The organism is Aquirufa sp. TARAVU-A1A, from assembly GCF_054558675.1.
This window is the reverse complement of sequence record NZ_JBPXKP010000005.1, coordinates 48,929-69,828: the sequence shown is the minus strand read 5'-3', so window position 1 is coordinate 69,828 and position 20,900 is coordinate 48,929. Positions and strand designations below refer to the sequence as shown.

The 20,900-nt window shown below is 42.8% G+C and carries 18 protein-coding genes and 1 tRNA gene; 8 read left to right on the top strand and 11 right to left on the bottom strand.

Annotated elements, in window-relative coordinates; genetic code table 11:
• Positions 1–112: 112 nt before the first annotated feature.
• From V7S75_RS08275 to V7S75_RS08250, 6 genes are all read right to left on the bottom strand, one after another.
• Positions 113–1,030, bottom strand: coding sequence for an ROK family protein (locus tag V7S75_RS08275; RefSeq protein WP_377977341.1), 918 nt, complete (start codon positions 1,028–1,030; stop codon positions 113–115).
• A 64-nt stretch (positions 1,031–1,094) separates the two neighbouring features.
• Entirely contained in the window at positions 1,095–1,553 is a 459-nt protein-coding gene (locus V7S75_RS08270) for a YkgJ family cysteine cluster protein (protein WP_459513004.1), read from the bottom strand.
• Positions 1,554–1,555: 2 nt separating this feature from the next.
• Complete coding sequence (locus V7S75_RS08265) at positions 1,556–2,140, bottom strand: thymidine kinase (RefSeq protein WP_459513246.1); 585 nt, start codon at positions 2,138–2,140, stop codon at positions 1,556–1,558.
• A gap of 49 nt (positions 2,141–2,189) precedes the next feature.
• The gene (locus V7S75_RS08260; protein ID WP_459513002.1) at positions 2,190–2,948 is read right to left on the bottom strand and encodes a succinate dehydrogenase/fumarate reductase iron-sulfur subunit; all 759 of its coding nucleotides are present in this window, start codon (positions 2,946–2,948) and stop codon (positions 2,190–2,192) included.
• Positions 2,949–2,957: 9 nt separating this feature from the next.
• Positions 2,958–4,937 carry a fumarate reductase/succinate dehydrogenase flavoprotein subunit gene (locus V7S75_RS08255; RefSeq protein WP_459513000.1) on the bottom strand — a complete coding sequence of 660 codons (1,980 nt, stop codon included), beginning with the start codon at positions 4,935–4,937 and terminating at the stop codon, positions 2,958–2,960.
• 19 nt (positions 4,938–4,956) lie between these two features.
• Positions 4,957–5,625 (bottom strand): succinate dehydrogenase cytochrome b subunit, encoded by a 669-nt coding sequence (locus tag V7S75_RS08250; RefSeq protein WP_377977344.1) that lies wholly within the window; start codon positions 5,623–5,625, stop codon positions 4,957–4,959.
• A 185-nt stretch (positions 5,626–5,810) separates the two neighbouring features.
• Here V7S75_RS08250 and V7S75_RS08245 point away from each other — a divergent pair, with 185 nt between their 5' ends.
• Positions 5,811–8,600, top strand: coding sequence for a T9SS type B sorting domain-containing protein (locus V7S75_RS08245; RefSeq protein WP_459512997.1), 2,790 nt, complete (start codon positions 5,811–5,813; stop codon positions 8,598–8,600).
• 2 nt (positions 8,601–8,602) lie between these two features.
• Positions 8,603–8,941, top strand: a complete 339-nt coding sequence (locus V7S75_RS08240) for a DCC1-like thiol-disulfide oxidoreductase family protein (RefSeq protein WP_459512996.1) — start codon at positions 8,603–8,605, stop codon at positions 8,939–8,941.
• A gap of 1 nt (position 8,942) precedes the next feature.
• On the opposite strand, the gene V7S75_RS08235 is transcribed toward V7S75_RS08240, so the two are convergent.
• Positions 8,943–10,040, bottom strand: a complete 1,098-nt coding sequence (locus V7S75_RS08235) for a hypothetical protein (protein ID WP_459512994.1) — start codon at positions 10,038–10,040, stop codon at positions 8,943–8,945.
• A gap of 90 nt (positions 10,041–10,130) precedes the next feature.
• On the opposite strand from V7S75_RS08235, the gene fabD reads away from it, so the two are divergent.
• On the top strand, positions 10,131–11,012 hold the full coding sequence (fabD, locus tag V7S75_RS08230) for an ACP S-malonyltransferase (RefSeq protein WP_459512992.1): 882 nt from the start codon (positions 10,131–10,133) through the stop codon (positions 11,010–11,012).
• 111 nt (positions 11,013–11,123) lie between these two features.
• Positions 11,124–11,194 (top strand) — tRNA-Gln (locus V7S75_RS08225).
• Positions 11,195–11,232: 38 nt separating this feature from the next.
• Here V7S75_RS08225 and V7S75_RS08220 read toward each other — a convergent pair.
• Both V7S75_RS08220 and V7S75_RS08215 read right to left on the bottom strand, forming a co-directional pair.
• Entirely contained in the window at positions 11,233–12,468 is a 1,236-nt protein-coding gene (locus V7S75_RS08220) for an AGE family epimerase/isomerase (RefSeq protein WP_459512991.1), read from the bottom strand.
• The gene (locus V7S75_RS08215) at positions 12,452–13,420 is read right to left on the bottom strand and encodes a bifunctional heptose 7-phosphate kinase/heptose 1-phosphate adenyltransferase (RefSeq protein ID WP_459512990.1); all 969 of its coding nucleotides are present in this window, start codon (positions 13,418–13,420) and stop codon (positions 12,452–12,454) included. Before V7S75_RS08215 ends, V7S75_RS08220 begins: the two co-directional genes overlap by 17 nt.
• Before the next feature lie 200 nt (positions 13,421–13,620).
• Between V7S75_RS08215 and glmM the strand changes: the two genes are divergently transcribed.
• Both glmM and V7S75_RS08205 read left to right on the top strand, forming a co-directional pair.
• Positions 13,621–15,009 (top strand): phosphoglucosamine mutase, encoded by a 1,389-nt coding sequence (gene glmM / locus V7S75_RS08210; protein WP_459512988.1) that lies wholly within the window; start codon positions 13,621–13,623, stop codon positions 15,007–15,009.
• 8 nt (positions 15,010–15,017) lie between these two features.
• On the top strand, positions 15,018–16,166 hold the full coding sequence (locus tag V7S75_RS08205) for a cysteine desulfurase family protein (RefSeq protein ID WP_459512986.1): 1,149 nt from the start codon (positions 15,018–15,020) through the stop codon (positions 16,164–16,166).
• Positions 16,167–16,244: 78 nt separating this feature from the next.
• Here the strand turns inward: V7S75_RS08205 and proS are convergent, their stop codons facing one another.
• Positions 16,245–17,717, bottom strand: coding sequence for a proline--tRNA ligase (gene proS / locus V7S75_RS08200; protein WP_459512984.1), 1,473 nt, complete (start codon positions 17,715–17,717; stop codon positions 16,245–16,247).
• Positions 17,718–17,870: 153 nt separating this feature from the next.
• On the opposite strand from proS, the gene V7S75_RS08195 reads away from it, so the two are divergent.
• Both V7S75_RS08195 and V7S75_RS08190 read left to right on the top strand, forming a co-directional pair.
• The gene (locus V7S75_RS08195; protein ID WP_459512982.1) at positions 17,871–18,839 is read left to right on the top strand and encodes a hypothetical protein; all 969 of its coding nucleotides are present in this window, start codon (positions 17,871–17,873) and stop codon (positions 18,837–18,839) included.
• Positions 18,840–18,844: 5 nt separating this feature from the next.
• Entirely contained in the window at positions 18,845–20,383 is a 1,539-nt protein-coding gene (locus tag V7S75_RS08190; RefSeq protein WP_459512980.1) for an OmpP1/FadL family transporter, read from the top strand.
• On the opposite strand, the gene V7S75_RS08185 is transcribed toward V7S75_RS08190, so the two are convergent.
• A complete protein-coding gene (locus tag V7S75_RS08185; protein WP_459512977.1) occupies positions 20,380–20,898 on the bottom strand; it encodes a shikimate kinase in 519 nt (172 codons plus the stop codon). The genes V7S75_RS08190 and V7S75_RS08185 overlap by 4 nt on opposite strands.
• Positions 20,899–20,900 lie beyond the last annotated feature (2 nt).

The following is a 20,900-nucleotide window of genomic DNA, read 5'->3' as shown; positions in this document are numbered from 1 at the left end:
TTAAAAGTTAGAATATCAAACAAATTTTATTCCATTTTGCACTTTAAAAGTATTTATTGTAATAATAATAATTCTTTTTGTAAAAAACTTGTGTGGTCTATACTGTTTTCGCTTAGAAACAGAGTGAAGCTGCGCCTAAAAGACCCGCATCATTACCCAATAAAGCTTTCTTAATATTTAATTTTTCTAAGTAAGCAGGGGTCAACCAGTAGTTTAATTGGCGTTCCATGCTTGGTAAAATAAAGTCATACGATGCAGATAGTCCACCTCCGATGAAGATATTTTTGATATCTAAAATACGAATCAAAGATACGAGCATATCTCCTAATAAACTACCTACCTCATCCCAGATGGCTAATGCCAATGCATCACCTTCTTCGGCCGCAACAACTAGGGCTGTTGTAGAAATTGTTCCATCATCCGCTAACACCGTTTGACCTTTGTAGTTAGCACGCATTTCCGTCGCTAATTGCAATAATTCTTTCTTGCCCACATTACGCTCCAAGACCTTTCCGTTTTTTGAAGGTACGTGACCTGGTTCCATTGCATTACCATCTCCACCTAAGAAAATCTTACGGTCGATGATCGCTGCTCCACCTACACCTGTTCCCAAGGTAATGAAGATGAAATCTTCTGGCATCGTGTTTTTTTCCGGCGAGAAATAGAATTCGCCTAATGCCGCTGCATTGGCATCGTTTTCCATGAAAAATTCGTGCTCTGGGAAACGTTTCTCCAACATATCAATCATGGGGGAACCGTCGATTTCCGGAATGGCTGTGATTTCAATCAATGTACGGCGATTCTTCGTCAGAATACCCGGTAGGCCAATGCCAATCTTTTTGACATTTTTATGCTGGTATAATTGCAAGGCAATGGCATCTGCCAAACGATCTAAGAAGTGATGAGATTCGCGCCACGTTGCGGTATCATAACTCTGAAAGTTGCTGATTTGTCCGGTATCGGAATGAACAATTCCCATTTTAACGCCTGTGCCACCTACGTCAATTCCTAAATATTCTGCTGCTGCCATAAACATGTATTGATTGAATTACGAATTTGTCGATTTTTGCCGTGAATTTCAAATCAAAAGGGGCTCAATTGTAAATTCGCTCCAATTTTTCCATGATTTGGGCAACGCCTGGGCAGATGATCGCATTCTTTTGGGTGAGATTCATGATGCCCAACATGTTTTTGCGGTCGGTGTGGGGATATTCCCGACAAGCCTTTGGGCGGTGTTCGTAAATTTGGCAGGTATTATCTTCCAATGTGAGAAAGGGGCAGGGAGCCGCTGGATAGACCCAATCGCCATCTGCATCTTTGATCAAGTATTGATCCAAGAATTGCGCCACCTTCATTTTCAATAGATGTGCCACGCGTTGAATATCCGTTTCATTCCACATGGGACTTGTCGTTTTGCAACAATTTCCACAGGTCAAACAATCCAAATTTTCAAAGACCTGTTCATGCGCCTTCTCAAATTGCATGTCCAAATCCCTAGGCTTTTTCGCCTTGATTCGTTGGAATACTTTTTTGAAATGCGGGTCTTTGGGCATGATTATATGTCGGCATGAAAGCAAGCCCGGCAACGCGCTTGATAGGATTCTGTTTCGCCGAGTAATACCGTTTCTTCTTTGTCGACGATGCGGTAAGAATAATGAGCCACGGCACCACATTGTACGCATACCGCGTGTACCTTCGTGACATACTCAGCAATGGCCATTAATTTAGGCATGGGGCCGAATGGGTTCCCTTTGAAGTCCATATCAAGACCTGCAATAATAACTCGTTTGCCTTGATTGGCCAACGTATCTACAACCTCTACGATTGAATCGTCGAAGAACTGTACCTCATCCAATCCCACTACATCGCAATCTCCCGCTAATAAGAGGATTTCACTCGCGCTTAAAACAGGGGTGGATCGGATTGAATTATGGTTATGGGAAACGATGTCTTCGTCGTGGTAACGTGTATCGGATGCGGGTTTGAAAATCTCTACACGCAATTGCGCGATTTTGGCGCGTTTCAGACGGCGAATTAATTCTTCCGTTTTACCAGAAAACATGGAGCCACAAACGACTTCGATCCAGCCGAGGGCTGGTGATTTCTGATTGGACTTGGAATGGGTAGGTTCTAAAAACAAGGGCGTAAAAAGCCCCTGAAATTGCATTCAGGGGCTATCAAATTAAGTTTTACTTCGAAGAAAAGGTAGCAGAGAAGAATTCGCGGTTCATACGTGCGATATTCTCTAGCGAAATGCCTTTGGGACATTCAGCCTCACAAGCACCTGTGTTTGAACAAGCACCGAAACCTTCTTCGTCCATTTGCACAACCATTGCTTCTGCACGTTTCGCAGCTTCTACTTTACCTTGCGGTAATAAAGCTAATTGCGAAATTTTAGCGGATGTAAACAACATCGCAGATGCATTTTTACAAGCGGCAACACATGCACCACATCCGATACAAGCAGCTGCAGCGAAAGCATCATCTGCATCTTCTTTTGGAATAGGTAGGTTGTTTGCATCTTGTGCATTTCCTGTATTCACAGAAACGAAACCACCTGCCGCGATGATGCGGTCAAAGGCAGAGCGATTCACCACTAAGTCCTTGATCACCGGGAAAGCACTCGCTCTCCAAGGTTCAACCGTAATGGTTTCACCATCTTGGAAAGAACGCATGTGCAATTGGCAAGTTGTAACCCCACGGTTCGGTCCATGTGGACGGCCGTTGATGTACATGGAGCACATACCGCAAATACCTTCGCGGCAATCGTGGTCAAATGCAATTGGATCATCTCCTTCTTCGATCAAACGGTTGTTTAACACGTCAATCATTTCCAAAAATGACATATCTGTGGAGATGCCACTCACTTGGTAAGTTTCGAATTTACCAGCGACGTTCGCATTTTTTTGTCTCCAAATTTTGAGTGTCAGGTTTAAATGTCCTTCCATTGTATCGAATTATTTATAAGATCTCTGAGCAATTTTGATATTTTCGTATTTCAATTCTTCCTTGTGTAGTTCGAATTTTCCATCTCCTTTGTTTTCCCAAGCAGCTACGTATGCGAAATTTTCATCGTCACGTAATGCTTCACCATCTTCAGTTTGGAATTCCTCACGGAAGTGACCTCCACAACTTTCGTTACGGTTCAAGGCATCGATACACATTAACTCGCCTAATTCTAAGAAATCAGCCACGCGTGCTGCTTTCTCTAATTCAGGATTCAAGTTGTCTAACTCGCCCGGAATACGAACGTTCGACCAGAATTCTTTCTGTAATGCTTGAATTTCAGCGATCGCCTCTTTCAAGCCTTTTTCGTTACGCGCCATACCGCATTTGTTCCACATAATTAAACCTAATTTTTTGTGGAAGTAATCGACTGGTTTGGTTCCTTTGATATTCATCAATTTCTCCAATTGACCACGAACTTCTTTTTCCGCTGCCACAAATGGCTCAGAATCCGTCGACATTGCTGGCGTGCGGATTTCAGATGCTAAGTAGTTACCGATTGTGTATGGAATCACGAAATAACCATCCGCTAGTCCTTGCATCAAGGCAGAAGCTCCTAAACGGTTCGCACCATGATCTGAGAAGTTTGCTTCTCCTAAGGCATATAAACCTGGAATTGTTGTCATCAAGTTGTAATCAACCCAAAGACCTCCCATCGTATAGTGAACTGCTGGATAGATACGCATTGGCAATTCGTATGGATTCTCACCCGTGATTTGCTTGTACATATCGAATAAGTTGCCGTATTTCTCTTTCACGACTTCTTTACCCATCGCTTGAATTTCTTCATCGGATGGATTGTGAAGGTTACGCTTGTTTGCTTCTCCTTTACCGTAACGGATGATGGCTGCTGCAAAATCTAAGTAAACGGCCATTTTAGAGGCACCAACACCATAACCTGCGTCACAACGCTCTTTTGCAGCACGTGATGCAATATCACGAGGTACTAAGTTACCAAACGCAGGGTAACGACGCTCTAAGTAATAATCTCTTTCCTCTTCAGGAATATCAATCGCTTTGCGCGTATCGTTTTGTTTCTTTGGAACCCAAATACGTCCATCATTACGAAGCGACTCCGACATCAAAGTTAACTTGGATTGGTGGTCGCCTGAAACAGGAATACATGTTGGGTGAATTTGTGTATAACAAGGATTCGCGAAGAAGGCACCTTTTTTGTGGGCTTTCCAAGCGGCTGTTACGTTTGAGCCCATTGCGTTTGTTGACAAATAAAATACGTTTCCGTATCCACCTGTACACAACAAAACAGCATGGCCGAAATGTCTTTCTAATTTACCTGAAACCAAATCACGAGCAATGATACCACGTGCTTTGCCGTCGACCATAACAACGTCCAACATCTCATGGCGTGCGAATAATTCTACATTACCCATACCCACTTGGCGTTGCAAGGCTGAATAAGCGCCCAACAATAATTGTTGGCCTGTTTGTCCCGCCGCGTAGAATGTACGTTGAACTTGCGTTCCACCGAATGAACGGTTTGAAAGCAATCCGCCGTATTCACGTGCGAAAGGAACACCTTGTGCCACACATTGGTCAATAATGTTACCTGATACTTCAGATAAACGGTGAACGTTTGCTTCACGTGCACGGTAGTCACCACCTTTGATCGTATCGTAGAATAAACGGAAAACAGAGTCACCGTCATTTTGGTAGTTTTTGGCAGCGTTGATACCTCCTTGTGCAGCGATCGAGTGCGCACGACGAGGAGAATCTTGGAAGCAAAATACTTTTACTTTATATCCTAACTCAGCTAATGAGGCTGCTGCAGAAGCACCGGCTAAACCTGAACCAACAATCACAATTTCAAGTGAACGTTTATTGGCTGGGTTAACTAAAGGTACGCTTGAGCGGTACTTGGTCCATTTTTCGGCCAGCGAACCTTCTGGAATTTTAGCATCTAATTTTGTCATAATTGTATCAGCTGAGGAATTATTGAATCAAATTGAAATAGAAGGCGATAGGCATTGCCGCAAAAGCAGCAGCAATGATGATCGAATAAATCGCACCAATAGCCTTGATGGTTGGTGTGTATTTTGGGTGATTCCAACCAATCGTTTGGAAGGCACTTTGGAAACCATGCAATAAGTGGTAACCTAACGAAATACATCCTAATACATAAATCGCAACAACGATTGGACTTTCAAATACCACTTGCATTTCGTTGTACAAAGTATGTGTTTCTGTCAAATTGTTCGTTAACCGAGAGAAATACCAGAAATGCTTCAAGTGAATAATTAAGAACAATAACAACAATGTTCCTAAAAGACCCATCGAACGTGAGTACCATTTGCTGTTGGCCGCTCCGTCTACAACGGCATAAGCCACTGGGCGTTTCTTTTTGTTGTCTAACCAAAGGCGAAGACCGTCGAAGATGTGCAACAATAAACCACCAAACAAAACGATTTCCATCGTACGGATGATTGGATTGTGTGCCATAAATTCAGCACCTTCATTAAATGCAACACCGCCATCATTTAAGAAGATGGTTGCATTCAAACCGCAGTGAATTAATAGGAAGCTAATCAAAAATAGGCCTGTAATTGCCATGAGAAGCTTTTTTCCAAGGGATGAATTAAGAGATTTTGCTAGCCAAGCCATAAATTAGGTTATTAGATTTAGGTAAAAACATTCAGAGCGATTGAACAATGTGAGCTATGCTACTGAATTTTAGCCTTCAAAACTACAATCCAATCACTTGTCAATCAAATTAATCGCGTAAAAAAATGGTTTTTTTTACGATTTTAATTTTGCCTTAGTAACTTGCTTACTGACACAAATGTTTTATGCGGAAATATATTTTAATCATCTTCATGCTCGTTTTTTCAGTAAGTGTTGCTTGGGCTACGCACTTAAAGGGAGGTGAAATTACGGTCAGACGTATTTCAGATAAAACATTAACCTATGAATTTACCTTAACAACCTATACCGAGAACAATCGGGCGAATCAGGATCAAGCGGATGTAAACTTTTGTTTCGGAGATGGATCTGCCATTATAAAGGCCAAACGCTGTTGTGGAACGCCTGTCGATATTGGAAACGGTACACTTAAAAACATCTATAAAATAGAGTATACCTATCCCGCTCCTGCGCTATTTTATAAGGTGTCGGTCGCGATACCGAATCGGAATGATGGAGTACGTAACATGACGCGTTCCGTCGAAGTGCCTTTTTATGTTGAGACCATTTTTTCAATCAATTCGGGCTTAGGCCAAAATTCAACGCCTTTGTTATTAAACCCTGCGGTTGATTTGACGGCAGTAGTAGGCCAACCGTTTATTCATAACCCGAATGCAGTGGATGCGGAAGGTGATAGTTTGGCATATCGCTTGTCTGTTTCGCGTACGGGTGATTCCGAAACGTGTAATCCAGCTAGTCGGGGGATAACTGCACCTAATTTTAGACAGCCCAATGAGGTGTCTGCATCGCCATCTAGTTTTACGATTAATCCGTTAACCGGTGATTTGATTTGGGATGCTCCACAGGAATTGGGTTTATACAATTGTGCCTTCATTATCGAAGAATGGCGAAATGGCGTGAAGATTTCTGAGACGGTACGTGATATGCAGATTGAGGTAAAGGATATGGATAATAAAGCACCTAAACTAACCGTTCCGCCGGATGTTTGTGTTCAGGCGGGTGCTTTAATTAATGAAAGCATCACGGCCATTGATGTGCCATCGAAGACGGGGCGTGTGGATCCTTTGACAATTTATAGTTTTGGTAATGTGTATGCGATGGATACGGTTTATGCGGTCAAACAACCCTATGCCACTTTTGCTTCGATTGCCAAACAGAATTCCCCTGCGAAGGCGACGTTTCGCTGGCAGACGGCATGCCAACATATTCGTAAGGAAACCTATGATGTACTTTTTAAAGTTGAGGACAATCCTCCGATCACGGTTGGGAATGGGCTGAAACTGGTGGATTCAAAGCTTTGGAAGATTCAAGTCATTGCGCCTGCTCCCAAAGGATTAAAAGTTGTGTTACAAGGTACGAATGCTTTGTTGACCTGGAGCTCATTTGCTTGTGCTTTGCCAGGTGCAAAGACAATTGTTTACCGACGGACCGGTGCTTGCAGTCCTGTGGTAAATGCTAGCTGTGCAACGGGAATGACGGCTACGGGTTTCGTGAAAATTGGGGAAGTGGGGATTGATGTGACGACATTTACGGATAAGAACGGGGGAGACGGATTATTGAAAAATACCAATTATTCCTATGTGCTGGTTGTAGAATTTCAAAATTCGAAAGGGCTTGTAAATTACAGCCCGATGTCAGAATCGGTTTGTGCATTTATTCCTTCTACGGCACCCTTGATGACGCAAGCGAGTGTGCTGAAAACGGATGTTGCGCTAGGAGAAATTCAGGTTCGGTGGACGAAACCTTTGAAATTAGATACGACTGTTTACAAGGCTCCTTACCAGTATCGTGTCAAACGAGCGGAGGGACAAACGGGTATGCAATTTGCAGAGGTAGGTGTCACAACGGATACGCTGTTCGTCGATAAGGCGCTGAATACAACAGACAAAGCCTATCGGTACCAAGTAGATTTTTATTACACGGCGAATGGAAATTTGAAATTATTAGATAGTCCTACGCCTGCAAGTTCGGTTCGATTACAAGCGCAAACAGCCGTGAAGTCGGTGAAATTAGCATGGACCGCGATTGTACCTTGGTCAAATGATTTTCAAGTACATCGCGTTTACCGGGAAACTTTTAAAGGTTCGGGAAAGTTTAATCAGATATCTGATGTTTCGGTTGCGGGGCCAGGAACGTATCAATTTACCGATATCGGGACGGATTTTATTCCGGCGGATGGGAAAATTGATGTGTCACTTTCAGCTGATTCAACCTATTGCTATTATGTGCAGACAGTGGGTCGATATGGAGAGGGATTACCTGCGATGCGCATTGAAAATGCCTCTCAAAAGGTATGTTTAAAACCTTTGGCTGTTTTAAGTCCTCCTTGTGCGCCAATATTGGAGGTGACTGCTCCCGATTGTGGAGTTCAAACTACCAATTGTGAGTCCATTACCGTGTCGAATGTATTAGCCTGGAAACCTGTTGTTTCAGGTACCTGTGATCCCAATATTGAGAAATATCGCATTTATGGAGCGAAGTCGGCGACTTCCTCCTATGTTAAAATAGCTGAGACGGAGAGTTTAGGTTACGTAGATAAAAATCTGACATCTCATTTGGCATGTTATTATGTTGTGGCTGTAAGTTCAGCGGGATTAGAAAGTCCTAAGAGTAATGTGGTTTGTGTAGATAATTGCCCAGTATTTGACCTACCTAATTTATTCAGTCCGAATGGAGATGGCAAGAATGATGTGTTTCAGGCGATGTATTGTCCTCGATTTGTAAAACAGGTAAATGCCAAAATTGTGGACCGATATGGTGCATTAGTTTATGAATATGCTGGAGCCCTGAATGGATTTGGTTGGAACGGTAAATCCATGAGCGGACAGTCAATGGCAGCTGGTACATATTTTTACACGGTGGACGTTGAGTTTGATATGTTTGATGCAAACTTGTCAAAAAAACAATTAAAAGGCTGGCTAGAGCTAGTTAAATAAGGATGTTGGTCATCATCGATGGGGGTTGTTCATTTTGCCGTTGGTCGTCGACTATACTACGTCGATTATGCAAGCCTGGATTAGAAATTGTGCCTGTCGAAGATCTTTCATCGGAATTTATTACGAATTGGATCGCGCATCCCGACTGGTCTCAGGACAGTATCAAGGTTATTTCAGCGGGTCGATTGTATATTAAATCACAAGCCATTGCTGAGGTCATGCGTATGGCACGCTGGTATGCACAGCCATTGCGAATGATTTTTTTGTTGCCGGATCGTTGGTTAGACTTAGGCTATGATTGGGTGGCTCGACATCGGAAATCGCAGGTTTGCGAATTGTAGCTTACTTGCTTCTAACGAGTGGTTTTACGGTCGTGAAATAGGAATCCAACAAAGCTTCGCCCCATTTATTTGCCGCAAATTCAATCCCTTTAAAGTTGAAGTGCGTACCATCATATCTAAATGTGGGTTCGGTAAGGGATTGTAAATCAGCGCCAACGATGGTATTGGGGATTTCGCTTAGGATTCTTTTTTGAGCGGCACGAACTTTAACTTCTTTTTCATTGTCGGAACCTCTGTTACACTTGGATACAAAAAAGGTTAGGTCGGGCATATTTAGTAAATCCCTTGTTTTTTGCATGTATAATTTTGTTCCATCCACGATCTCATCTTCAGTCAGGTTGATGTCATTTTCTCCGTGCATTACTAATACACCACGAAGTCCAGATTTGGGAAAATCATTCAAGACTCTGTTCTCGAAAAATTGATAGGGGTATCTCAGTTTCCAATCAAAAATGGGACTTTCGAAAGGCAGACCCATGGCTGAATTCCCCCATTGTAAGGAAGTTGACCCTCCAATTCCTGTGTTGTAAATGCGCACAGGTACGTTCAGTCTTGTTTTTAGAATGTCGGCTAATCTTCCCCAAAAAGCATTTCTTCCACTTTCCCAGGTAATGACTTCACACCATTGCTTGTCGAATAAGTCAATGTTATAAGGGTCTTGTCCTTCTGCCAATGAATGGCCGATGACGGCAAAAACTTCACCAACTTTAAAGTTCCAGAGCATTAAGGTGTCTTCTAAGACTTGATTGGAATTTTCAATGATAACTTGTGGATAGTAGCCGCCACCCTTCAGGACAAAACTGCCACTAAATTTATTTCCACCGTCGTTTGTTAGGGGTAACCAGCCTGTTTCTTGGCCGCCAAGGAAGTTTTTGAATTTGATTTTGGCGGAAGTAAACGACGCATTTGTGCTACCTGTGATGAAAATTTCACCTTCGTTGTTGTTGTTTCTTTGGACAAATTTCCGACAATTCGCGATGTCAAAGGTCACTTGAGTTCCTGTGTCGACGGCTTGTGGAACGATATTTTGCGTTTCACATGCTAAAAGCAAGATGAAGGATGGTAGGGTAATGAAAAATAGATGAATGTATTTATTCATTTGTATTATTGGGTTTCAAAATGGGATGTCAAACCACTTTGATTATATTTGTCGCTTGAATTAATGTCAAAATTATAAAAAAAATAACAAATGAAAGCATATGTTTTCCCAGGTCAAGGTTCTCAATTTCCAGGAATGGCGAAGGATCTATATGAAAATTACGATGCAGCTAAATCCATTGTAGATGAAGCGGATGCTATTTTAGGCTTTTCGCTGTCTGAAATTATGTTTGCGGGTACGGAGGAAGAGTTGAAGCAAACACGCGTAACGCAGCCGGCTATTTATTTACATTCTGTTTTGGTCGCGAAATTGGGAAAGGATTTTGCTCCAGCTGTTGTAGCAGGTCACTCCCTTGGTGAATTTTCTGCTTTAGTAGCTGCAGGTGGTTTGGCATGGCAAGATGGTTTGCAATTAGTGTACAAACGTGCCTTAGCTATGCAAAAGGCTTGTGAAATTCAGCCGAGTACAATGGCTGCAGTTTTAGGTTTGCCGGATGCAACGATTGAAGAAATTTGTGCGGCTTATGGTCCGGCTGTTGTGGCGGCGAATTACAATTGCCCAGGTCAGGTAGTTATCTCGGGTTCGGTAGAAGGTATTGAGGCGGTAGGGATTCAATTAAAAGAGGCAGGAGCGAAGCGTGTATTGACATTACCCGTAGGAGGTGCATTTCACTCGCCGTTCATGGAGCCTGCGCGCGTTGAATTAGCAGCGGCGATTGAGGCAACGGAGGTTTTGAAACCTATTTGTCCGATTGTTCAAAATGTAAATGCCAAAGCTTCGCAAGATCCTGCGGAAATCAAAGCGAATTTGATTGCTCAGTTAACCGGTGCGGTTCGTTGGACACAGTCGGTTGAAACCATGGTGGCCATGGGAGCAACGGAATTTATTGAATGTGGACCAGGCAAAGTATTGCAAGGATTAGTTAAGAAAATCCATGGGGAGGCTTTGGTGGCTTCCATGGAACTTGTTTAATTTGTTGATTATGAGGAGTTAGGTTTCTTGTGCAATAAATAATTCGTTTTTTTTTAAGCGATGTTTGATTTTTTGGGAGCAAGGCCTTACTTTTGCATCACAATTTGGTATTGACCTATGGTGTAATGGTAACACACCAGTTTTTGGTTCTGGTTTTCTAGGTTCGAGTCCTGGTAGGTCAACACAGAAAAAGCTCATCATAACGATGAGCTTTTTTGATTTATATCTCCCCCAGTTTCTCATACGAAAGTATCATCGAACGAACATTATGGTAGTTGATTTTCCAATTATGCGCCATGTGTCGCCAAATGGGTTCACCCTCGCGGGTCATCAGCGGCCACCATTCACCCGTGTTGCGGTTAATCATCTTATTGAAGACAAAGCGATGCACCTGTTTATGGGCCTCTAGAAAGCGTTTGTCATGTGTTAATTTGTAAGCATCCAGCATCCCAATCAGCATTTCCGCTTGTTGCCAAAATTCTTTTTCATGATCCGTCGCTTCGCCCGTATGTGAGCCTTCCACAAAGACGCCCCCGTATTTCCAGTCGATGCCATGATCCAGCGCATGGTAAAACGCTTTTTCTAAATTAGGGCGGTATTTTTCGAGGTCAAATCCGCCGATTTTGATGGCATGTAACAGGAGCCAACCGAATTCTGCGTTGTGTCCGTAGGAGGTATTGTCGGTCGAGGAGGCTTTTTGGCCCCCATCTGCAAAGCGATCCCAACCCCAAACAACATCGAATTTGATTTGTGGGGCGACCGACCAATCTGCCCAAAACTGCGGGATACCCGTTCCTGTGACGGGGTGCATGATTTTATGGATGAGAATTTCGATGACTTCTTCCAACTTCCGACGGTGTAATTCCTTTCCACTTGCTTCATATAGCGTCGTGAATGCTTCCATCAAATGCATGTGAACGTCGAGCGTCTTGCGATCTCCGCCGGGAGAACCGGGTCCCATCAACGACCAATCTTCGGCGAAAAACTCCCAATAGCCTCCGTGAAAAGTATCAACAGCATGTTTTTGCAAGAGGTCGAAAACCTTTTCCGCATAAGCAAGGCCGATGGGATCGCCTGAGGCTAGGGTATACTCGCTTAAACTGTAGATGGCAAAGGAATGACCGTAGCCAATTTTTTGTTTGTTTAAGGGCTTACCAGCACGGTCAACCATCCAATGGAATCCGCCATGGTTAGAATCCCACATGTGGTCTAATAGAAATTTGACACCGTTTTTAGCCATTTCGAGCATGATGGGTCCTCCAAAACCGTGGCGATATGCCTGCGAATAGGTAAAGATGGAACGGGTTTGCGCGATGAGTGATTTCTCGTCATCTCCTGCATCGTTCCCGAATTCATCGAAATGCGTGATGAATCCTCCATGCTTTGGGTCTATCGTCCGTTTAATCCAAAAAGGTAATAAAGCGTTTTCGGTATAATCTTTAATTTCTTGTTGCATGGTTTGTAAGGATTATTTCTTGTGGATTTGCACTGCCTGTTTCGCCTAATTTGTGGATGGATACATGGACAGCTAAACTGGCGAATTGGCAGGATTCCGGAATGCTAGCACCTGCTGCTCGGGCAGCACTGAATGCTGCGACGACCATATCTCCGGCTCCTACCGTGTCGATGGGGCCATGTTTGGGAATCGCTTTCTCCCAATGAAAATCTGTGGGGGAGGCATAGATCATACCTTGTTCGCCTAAAGTTACGAGCACGGGTTTTTGCCTGGTAGAAACCCATTGTTTGATTGCTTCTTCCCAATTATTCGTTTTGCCAATGATCTTCGTTAATTCAGCTTCATTAACTTTTAAGAGTGTTTGTGTCGCATATTTTCCGAGACTACGCAAGTCGGCAATAGAAGATTCTCCTACGAATTTTTGGAGGTATTCCAACGTCGCCTGATTTAGCAATGGAATTTGAAATTGCTCATTGATGACAATCCAATCATATTTACTAGCATGAATGGCTAATTCGTGTATGACGTCAATCGAAAATTCCTGAAACCGATTATTCCGCGTGCCAAAATCTAGTCGGCTTTGTTCGATGCCCCCTTGCATGGGTTTACTGTATGTGGGTGTGTCGATGCTGTTTTTTACACGAAGTTGCTCGGTATTTATCTGGAGTTGATGCGCTAAATGTTCCATTTCTCTGCCAAAAACATCATTTCCTCGTATGCCAAAGGCTTCCACCTGAACGCCCAAATAAGCCAAATTTTTGGCTACATTTCCTGCACCGCCTAGATAGGTTTTGGTTTGTGAAGCATGTTGGACTGTTTTTCCCGTTTCTACAGATATTTCATCGGATTGAGCGGCCAATTCAAAATAGAAATCCAGAGCATAGTCGCCGATGACCGCAATGCGGAGTGAGCTGATTTTAGCCAATAGGGCTTCTAATCGCTGGGAATTCATGTTGATAGGTTTAGTGGCAGAAATGTACAAAAAAAATGAGTTCAGGCAAATAGGGGCTTTCCGCTCTGTTTGCGTTTGTCTTAGCTTTGGCAATCCTTTGAGGTTTGCCAAAGCTACGCCGTTCGAATGAAAATTGGACTTGAGAAACTGATAATTTCTCCTTAATTTTAATCTTCTATTTACCCTAAATTTATTCCGTTTTGGCATTAATTAAATCTATTTCTGGCATTCGTGGTACCATCGGTGGGAAACCTGGCGATGGACTAAGTCCCATTGATGTGGTGACTTTCGCCGCCGCTTATGGTGCTTGGTTGAAAAGCACGAATCCAACTTCCAATCAAATCGTTATCGGTCGAGATGCACGAATTTCAGGATCGATGGTTTCCTCTTTGGTTTCCAATACCTTAATCGGCCTGGGATGGAATGTGTTGGATATAGGTCTTTCAACTACCCCAACCGTAGAATTAGCGGTGCCCTGGACGAAATCTGCTGGAGGAATCATCATCACAGCAAGCCATAATCCAGCCCAATGGAATGCGTTGAAACTCTTGAATGCAGCAGGGGAATTTATCTCCGACGAAGACGGAAAGGCTTTGCTTCGTTTGGCAGAAAATCTTGATTTTAATTTTGTCGAGGTAACGGAATTAGGAAAGGTTACGGAAGACGCAAGTTTCCTTCAACAACACATCGATCACGTGTTGGGTTTACGTTGGGTTGACCAAAAGGCCATTCAAGCGAAAAATTTCAAAGTACTGGTTGATGCGGTTAATTCCACAGGAGGAATTGTTGTTCCCCAGTTGTTAAATGCACTAGGTGTTCAGCATGTGGATGTAATTTTTGGCGAACCCAATGGACATTTTGGTCACAATCCAGAACCATTGCCGGAAAATTTAACGGCGATGATCGCTGAAATGAAGACAGGAAAATATGATCTAGGTATCGTCGTGGATCCGGATGTGGACCGCTTATGCTTTATTTCGGAAGATGGTACGCCGTTTGGTGAAGAATATACCTTGGTAGCCATCGCGGATTATATATTAGCCAAAGAAAAAGGAAATACAGTTTCAAATTTATCCTCTACGCGTGCGCTAGCTGATGTGACTAATCAACATGGCGGAACGTATTTTGCTGCCGCTGTAGGCGAGGTGAATGTGGTGACCAAAATGAAAGCAGAAAAAGCGATCATTGGTGGCGAAGGAAATGGAGGCGTTATTTTCCCTGAATCGCATTACGGTCGGGATGCCTTAGTGGGTATCGGATTGTTTTTGACGCATTTGGCCTATAAAAACAAATCAGTAAGTGCTCTTCGTGCCGAATATCCGGCTTACATCATGTCGAAAAATAAGATAGAATTGTCTACGGATTTAAATGTGGATTTAATCTTAGCGACGGTGGCGGAGCAATTTAAAGCTGAACGCGTCAATACGATAGATGGTGTGAAAATTGATTTTGCAGACCGCTGGGTACATTTGCGCAAATCCAATACGGAACCCATTATTCGAATTTATTCTGAAGCACCTACCGAAGCGGAGGCGAATGGATTAGCCCAACAAATCATGCAGGTAATCGAAGCGATTGCAGGCAAATAAAGTATAACATGACATCAACAACGAAAACACCTATTTACCTCGATAATGCGGCGACCACTCCGGTGGACCCGGCGGTTTGGCAGGAAATGCAACCCTTATTTGAGCATTTTACGGCGAATCCTTCGTCGATACATTCGCATGGCCGACAAGCCAAAGTGATTGTTGAGAAAGCTCGGAAGGCTGTTGCTACTTTATTGAATGCATCACCTGCAGAAATCTTCTTTACTTCTGGCGGTACAGAGGCTGATAATACGGTGATCCAGTCGGCCGTTTTATACGGCGGCGTGAAAAACATCATCACATCCCCTTTAGAACATCATGCGGTTTTGCATACAGCGGAGGCATGGGAGAAATTGGGGATGGCGAAGGTTCATTTGGTTCAAATCAATGCCCAAGGTGATATTGATTTGGCGCATTTGGAAACTTTATTAGCCGAAAATCCGAATGCCCTTGTTTCCTTGATGCATGGGAATAATGAAATTGGAAATCTATTGGATTTGCATGCGGTGGGGGCTTTGTGCCAACAGTACAACGCCACTTTCCATTCGGATACGGTGCAAACCATGGGTCATTTTACGCATGATGTTCAGGCTTTGCCGGTGGATTTCTTGGTAGGAGCTGCTCATAAATTCCATGGTCCTAAAGGGATTGGGTTTTTATATGCACGTGCAGGGGCGAAATTTCATCCTTTGATGCATGGCGGAGCGCAAGAGCGTAACCAGCGGGGAGGAACGGAAAATGTATATGGGATGGTTGGTTTGGCCAAAGCCTTAAGCATGGCTTATGAGCACATGGATGAGCACATGGCACATATTAAATCCATCAAATCCTATTTTATCGAAGGTTTAGAAAAACGCTTCCCGGGTATTCAGTTTAACGGTCGGTCGGGCGAAGTGGATAACAGCCTTTATACGGTTTTAAACGTTCGCTTCCCAAGTGTTGCGGATGGTGATATGCTCTTGTTCCAATTGGATATTGAGAAAATTTCCGCTTCGGGTGGAAGTGCATGTTCGAGCGGTACATCGGTGGGGTCCCATGTGCTTTCCGCCTTGAATCCGACGGCGACGGGTGCAGCGATTCGTTTTTCTTTTTCGAAGAATAATACGAAGGAGGAGATTGATCGGGTGCTGGAAGTGCTGGAAAGATTGGTGAAATAACTCTTTTAAATTCCCCAGACTGAAGTCTGGGGTTTCTAAAATCGTTCATTAACCCCAGACTTTAGTCTGGGGAGTAGTCTAGTAAGCTCTCGCAAACAACACCCGCTTATTCGACGGATTGCCAGTAAGAATACATTTGCCGGCCTCTTCTTTTGCATCCAAAGGAATGCAACGAATCGTCGCTTTGGTTAATTCTTTGATTTTCTCTTCTGTTTCAGAACTACCATCCCAGTGCGCTGAGATGAAACCACCTTCTTCCAATTTGGCATTGAATTCGTCCCAAGTATTTACTACATGGGTTTTCTCTGTGCGGAATGCTAACGCTTTGGCATAAATTTTGGATTGAATATCTTCCAAGGTATCCACGACTACTTGCTCAATTCCTTCGAATGACATGCTCGTTTTTTCACGAGTATCACGGCGCGCTAATTCGATCGTGCCATTTTCCATGTCCCGATTTCCAATCGCCAAACGTACGGGGACGCCTTTCAATTCGTATTCGGCAAATTTAAATCCAGGGCTTTGGTTTTCGGAAGTATCAAACTTCACGGAAACCCCACGTTTGCGTAATGCTTTTACCAAAGGATTTACTTTTTCGATGATAGCATTCAATTGCTCCTCACCTTTGTAAATTGGCACGATAACCACTTGGATAGGGGCTAATTTGGGAGGTAATACCAAACCTTGGTCATCCGAATGAGCCATAATTAAGGCACCCATTAAACGGGTTGAAACGCCCCAAGATGTTCCCCAAACATAATCCAATTGATTTTCCTTGCTCAAGAATTTGACATCAAATGCTTTGGCAAAGTTTTGACCTAAAAAGTGGGAAGTTCCCGCTTGTAAAGCCTTTCCGTCTTGCATCAAGGCTTCGATACAATAAGTTTCATCTGCACCTGCAAAACGCTCGTTGGCTGTTTTTATCCCTTTCACAACCGGCATTGCCATAAAGTTCTCAGCGAAATCCGCATATACTTCTAGCATTTGTTCGGTTTCCTCGATCGCCTCCTTTTTCGTTGCGTGCGCCGTATGGCCTTCTTGCCACAGGAATTCTGCTGTACGTAGGAATAAGCGAGTACGCATTTCCCAACGAACCACATTAGCCCATTGATTGATTAATAAAGGTAAGTCGCGGTAGGACTGAATCCAGTTTTTATAGGTCGACCAAATCACCGTTTCGGAAGTTGGCCTTACGATTAATTCTTCTTCTAATTTTGCCTCAGGGTCAACGATAACACCTCCACCGTTGGGATCATTTTTAAGACGATAATGCGTAACAACCGCACATTCTTTGGCAAATCCTTCTACGTGCGAAGCCTCTTTGGAAAGGAATGATTTGGGAATGAATAATGGAAAATAGGCATTTGTATGACCTGTTTCCTTGAACATATCATCCAAAGCACGTTGCATTTTTTCCCAAATGGAATAGCCATAGGGTTTGATAATCATGCAGCCTCGAACAGCTGAATTCTCAGCTAAATCAGCTCTTTTGACTAATTCATTATACCATTCTGAATAGTTGTCGGCACGTGACGGTAAGGATTTACTCATATATTTTTAGGGAATCGTACTAGGTGGGTTTTTATTTCGTTAATTTGTAGGTAATTGATTTGAAACTTTTTGTAAGCTTCAAAGGTTAAATTTACGAATTAAACCATGAACTTAAAAATTGAAATGAATCACAGATCCTAATCCAATGAATTTATGAAAAATATAGGGATTGCCTCGGTATTGATAGCGATGATTGCACTATTAAATGCATGTTCGGTTTCACAAACAGCATTTGTTTCGGATGACCTTTATGATAGTTACCAAAGGCCTGCTGCGGTAGTAGCCAAGCAAAAGAAAGCATCTTATTTGAATTTTGAGGATGATGCACAGATCATTCAGGAGGAGGAAGCAACGGTGATTCAAGAGGATGCGGATGTGAATTATTTGAATTCGAGAGCGATATACCAACAAGGCTATAATTCGGGATTCAATCAAGGCTTATTTACGTCAAATCCATGGAATAATTGGTATTCCAATCCATACATTACGTTCGGGTTAGGATATAGTAATCGATGGTATTCACCATTACAAGCTTGGCGTTTAAATGATCCCTTTTATTCGGGTTTCTCGTTGGGGACTAATTTCGGATATTATGGGGGGATGAGTTATGGCTTTAATTCATTTGGGTTTTCGAGTCCATACGGGTATTATGATCCGTTTTATGGTTATGTGGGTCCAGGTATGATGTTTGGATATGGCCCTGCGTATAATTACTATTATGGTTTTGGCCAAAATTATTACGGTGGAAACAATTATCAATCGAATGTGGGAAATGCACAAGAACCTGCTCCTCGTTACATTCGTGGACCGCGGGATGGAGGTTCAAGCAATCGATATGGGGGTGAAAATTATTCCAATGCACCCCGTGGTGGGAATAATACCTATAATCCTCAAGGTACGAATCAGCCACGTGTGAATTCAAATGCGGGTTATAACAATTCGCCTGTACAAGCGGCTCCACGTAGAAATTCAAATTATGAATTTCAACCGAGCACACCGCAGCAAAATTATGGTCAAAATAGAACGGAATCCTACAGTTCTCCTTCTTCGAATTATTCCGGTGGTGGATATAGCGGCGGGGGAGGTTCTTCCAATGGTGGTTCTTCACATGGTCCAAGATAATTTCTATGAAGCATCTATTTAAAATCATCACGCTTATTTTGATAAGCTACGTGGCTAACGCGCAGGTGTATACCTATCCGATGTTGGCCAAACAATTTTCTACATCTTATGTAACGGGTTCAGCTCGGATGCAGGGAATGGGAGGAAGTCAAATTGTTTTGGGGGCGGACTTAAGTTCAATTGCAGGTAATGCTGCCGGATTAGGATTCTATTCGCGTTCTGAAATTGGACTAAATTTTGCTGTTAATTCGTCTTCAACAGATGCTGAATATTTAAGCCAGTCGACGAATAGTTCGAACAACTTATTTCATATGCCCAATTTTGGGATTGTGATTTCAGGGGATTATTTGTCTAGCTCATCTTGGAGAGGAGCCTTTGGAATTGGGTATTCCCGTCAAGTGGTATTGACCCAGCCTCTAACGATAAATGGAACAAATAATCGGAGTTCATATTTAGATCGATTAATTCAACAGGCAGGTGATAAAGGAGCAACAGGTGCTAGTTTGGATGCTGAATATGATACGTATTATAATACGGCTGATAGTCCTGAAGCGGCTGCTTATCAAGCCTATTTGATCAACCCTAACCCCACCACAGGTGGGGCGCCATTTGAACGTTATTTGCCTAATTTACCCACAAAGCAATTTGGCTATGGAACGAATTCTGGTTCTGTTGCTCAGTGGGATATCAGTTATGGCGCAGCTTATCAAGACCAATTTTACATCGGTTTAGGGGTTCATTTCTCCAAATTAAATACGACGCATACGCAACGCTGGGACGAAAGTTTCCCAGGGAATAATTATGTAGCGGGTTTTAGCATGGAAGAGCAATTAATCACCACAGGTTCAGGAATTTCAGTTTCATTGGGAGCAATTTATAAGTTGAAGCCCAATCTTCGTGTCGCATTGAATGTTCAAACGCCCACCTATTATGATCAGTTGAATGAGCAACTGACAGGCTTAATGACACCACAAGTTTCATCGATTCCTGTTTCCGGTGGCTATATTACGAAGGTCAAGCCTGTGAAATTAACTCCGAATGAATTTACTTACCAAATGGTAACGCCCTTCCGTATTTCGGGTGGGATGGCCTACTTCTTCGGTAAACGCGGTTTACTAAGCGCTGATGTTGAAATGATAAACTATTCAGGCATGTCGGTTTCTTCTGCGGAGTTAGGACCCTATGCTAACCAACAGTTTAAAGACAAGTACAATAGTCAAATTTCGAAAAACTACCAGACCGTATTGAATATGAAGCTGGGTGCTGAATTCCGTGTTTCCAGTGCTTGGACATTACGTAGTGGAGCTGCTCTGTATGGTAGCGGGTTTTCTAGTACCTATGATTCGATTGATCGTAATCAACTCCAATTTTCTGCGGGTTTGGGATATCGAAGCTCGGCATATTATGTCGATTTTGCCGTTGTCCAACGAACTGGAAAGGATGCTTATACGCCTTATGCATTAAAAAATGCGGCCGATTATGCATCAGCCGCATTGAAATTAACCAATACGCAAATTACCCTAGGGGGTGGAATCTTCTTCTAAACAGGAAGGTATTGGTCTAATAACCAAAGTAATTGACTAACCGTAATTTCGCCATCCACTTGGATGTCGGCTTGTTGGTAATAGGCTAAACGCTCCTCAAAAGTCTTTTTAATCGAGGCAATTACCACTTCTTCGCTTTGGCTTTTGTCTAATAAAGGACGGTTATTTCCTTGCGCTTTGTATAAGCGTTTTGCCAAATCATTCACATCTACATTTAAGAAAATGCTGACACCGTTTTCTTTGATGAAATCCATGTTGTCATTGAAGCAGGGAATGCCACCACCTGTAGCAATCACCATGGATTGATTCGGCTGAAAGCCACGTAAAGTCTTCTTTTCTAGTTCGCGAAAATGTGCTTCTCCATAGTTTGAAAAAATTTCAGAAACGGTTTTTTGCTCACGCGTTTCAATCAATTTATCCATATCTGTAAAGCTATACCCTAAATTTCTTGCTAATTCTTTCCCTAATGTACTTTTTCCTGATGAGGGCATTCCAACTAAATAGATATTCTTCATTC

Excerpts from the sequence above, each read along its gene's own strand:
- fabD (WP_459512992.1), top strand. The coding sequence starts at position 10,131 with ATGAAAGCATATGTTTTCCCAGGTCAAGGTTCTCAATTTCCAGGAATG.
- V7S75_RS08260 (WP_459513002.1), bottom strand. The coding sequence starts at position 2,948 with ATGGAAGGACATTTAAACCTGACACTCAAAATTTGGAGACAAAAAAAT.
- V7S75_RS08185 (WP_459512977.1), bottom strand. The coding sequence starts at position 20,898 with ATGAAGAATATCTATTTAGTTGGAATGCCCTCATCAGGAAAAAGTACA.
- V7S75_RS08205 (WP_459512986.1), top strand. The coding sequence starts at position 15,018 with ATGACATCAACAACGAAAACACCTATTTACCTCGATAATGCGGCGACC.
- V7S75_RS08250 (WP_377977344.1), bottom strand. The coding sequence starts at position 5,625 with ATGGCTTGGCTAGCAAAATCTCTTAATTCATCCCTTGGAAAAAAGCTT.
- V7S75_RS08190 (WP_459512980.1), top strand. The coding sequence starts at position 18,845 with ATGAAGCATCTATTTAAAATCATCACGCTTATTTTGATAAGCTACGTG.
- V7S75_RS08275 (WP_377977341.1), bottom strand. The coding sequence starts at position 1,030 with ATGGCAGCAGCAGAATATTTAGGAATTGACGTAGGTGGCACAGGCGTT.
- proS (WP_459512984.1), bottom strand. The coding sequence starts at position 17,717 with ATGAGTAAATCCTTACCGTCACGTGCCGACAACTATTCAGAATGGTAT.
- V7S75_RS08240 (WP_459512996.1), top strand. The coding sequence starts at position 8,603 with ATGTTGGTCATCATCGATGGGGGTTGTTCATTTTGCCGTTGGTCGTCG.
- V7S75_RS08235 (WP_459512994.1), bottom strand. The coding sequence starts at position 10,040 with ATGAATAAATACATTCATCTATTTTTCATTACCCTACCATCCTTCATC.
- V7S75_RS08245 (WP_459512997.1), top strand. The coding sequence starts at position 5,811 with ATGCGGAAATATATTTTAATCATCTTCATGCTCGTTTTTTCAGTAAGT.
- V7S75_RS08220 (WP_459512991.1), bottom strand. The coding sequence starts at position 12,468 with ATGCAACAAGAAATTAAAGATTATACCGAAAACGCTTTATTACCTTTT.
- V7S75_RS08270 (WP_459513004.1), bottom strand. The coding sequence starts at position 1,553 with ATGCCCAAAGACCCGCATTTCAAAAAAGTATTCCAACGAATCAAGGCG.
- V7S75_RS08255 (WP_459513000.1), bottom strand. The coding sequence starts at position 4,937 with ATGACAAAATTAGATGCTAAAATTCCAGAAGGTTCGCTGGCCGAAAAA.
- V7S75_RS08215 (WP_459512990.1), bottom strand. The coding sequence starts at position 13,420 with ATGAATTCCCAGCGATTAGAAGCCCTATTGGCTAAAATCAGCTCACTC.
- V7S75_RS08195 (WP_459512982.1), top strand. The coding sequence starts at position 17,871 with ATGAAAAATATAGGGATTGCCTCGGTATTGATAGCGATGATTGCACTA.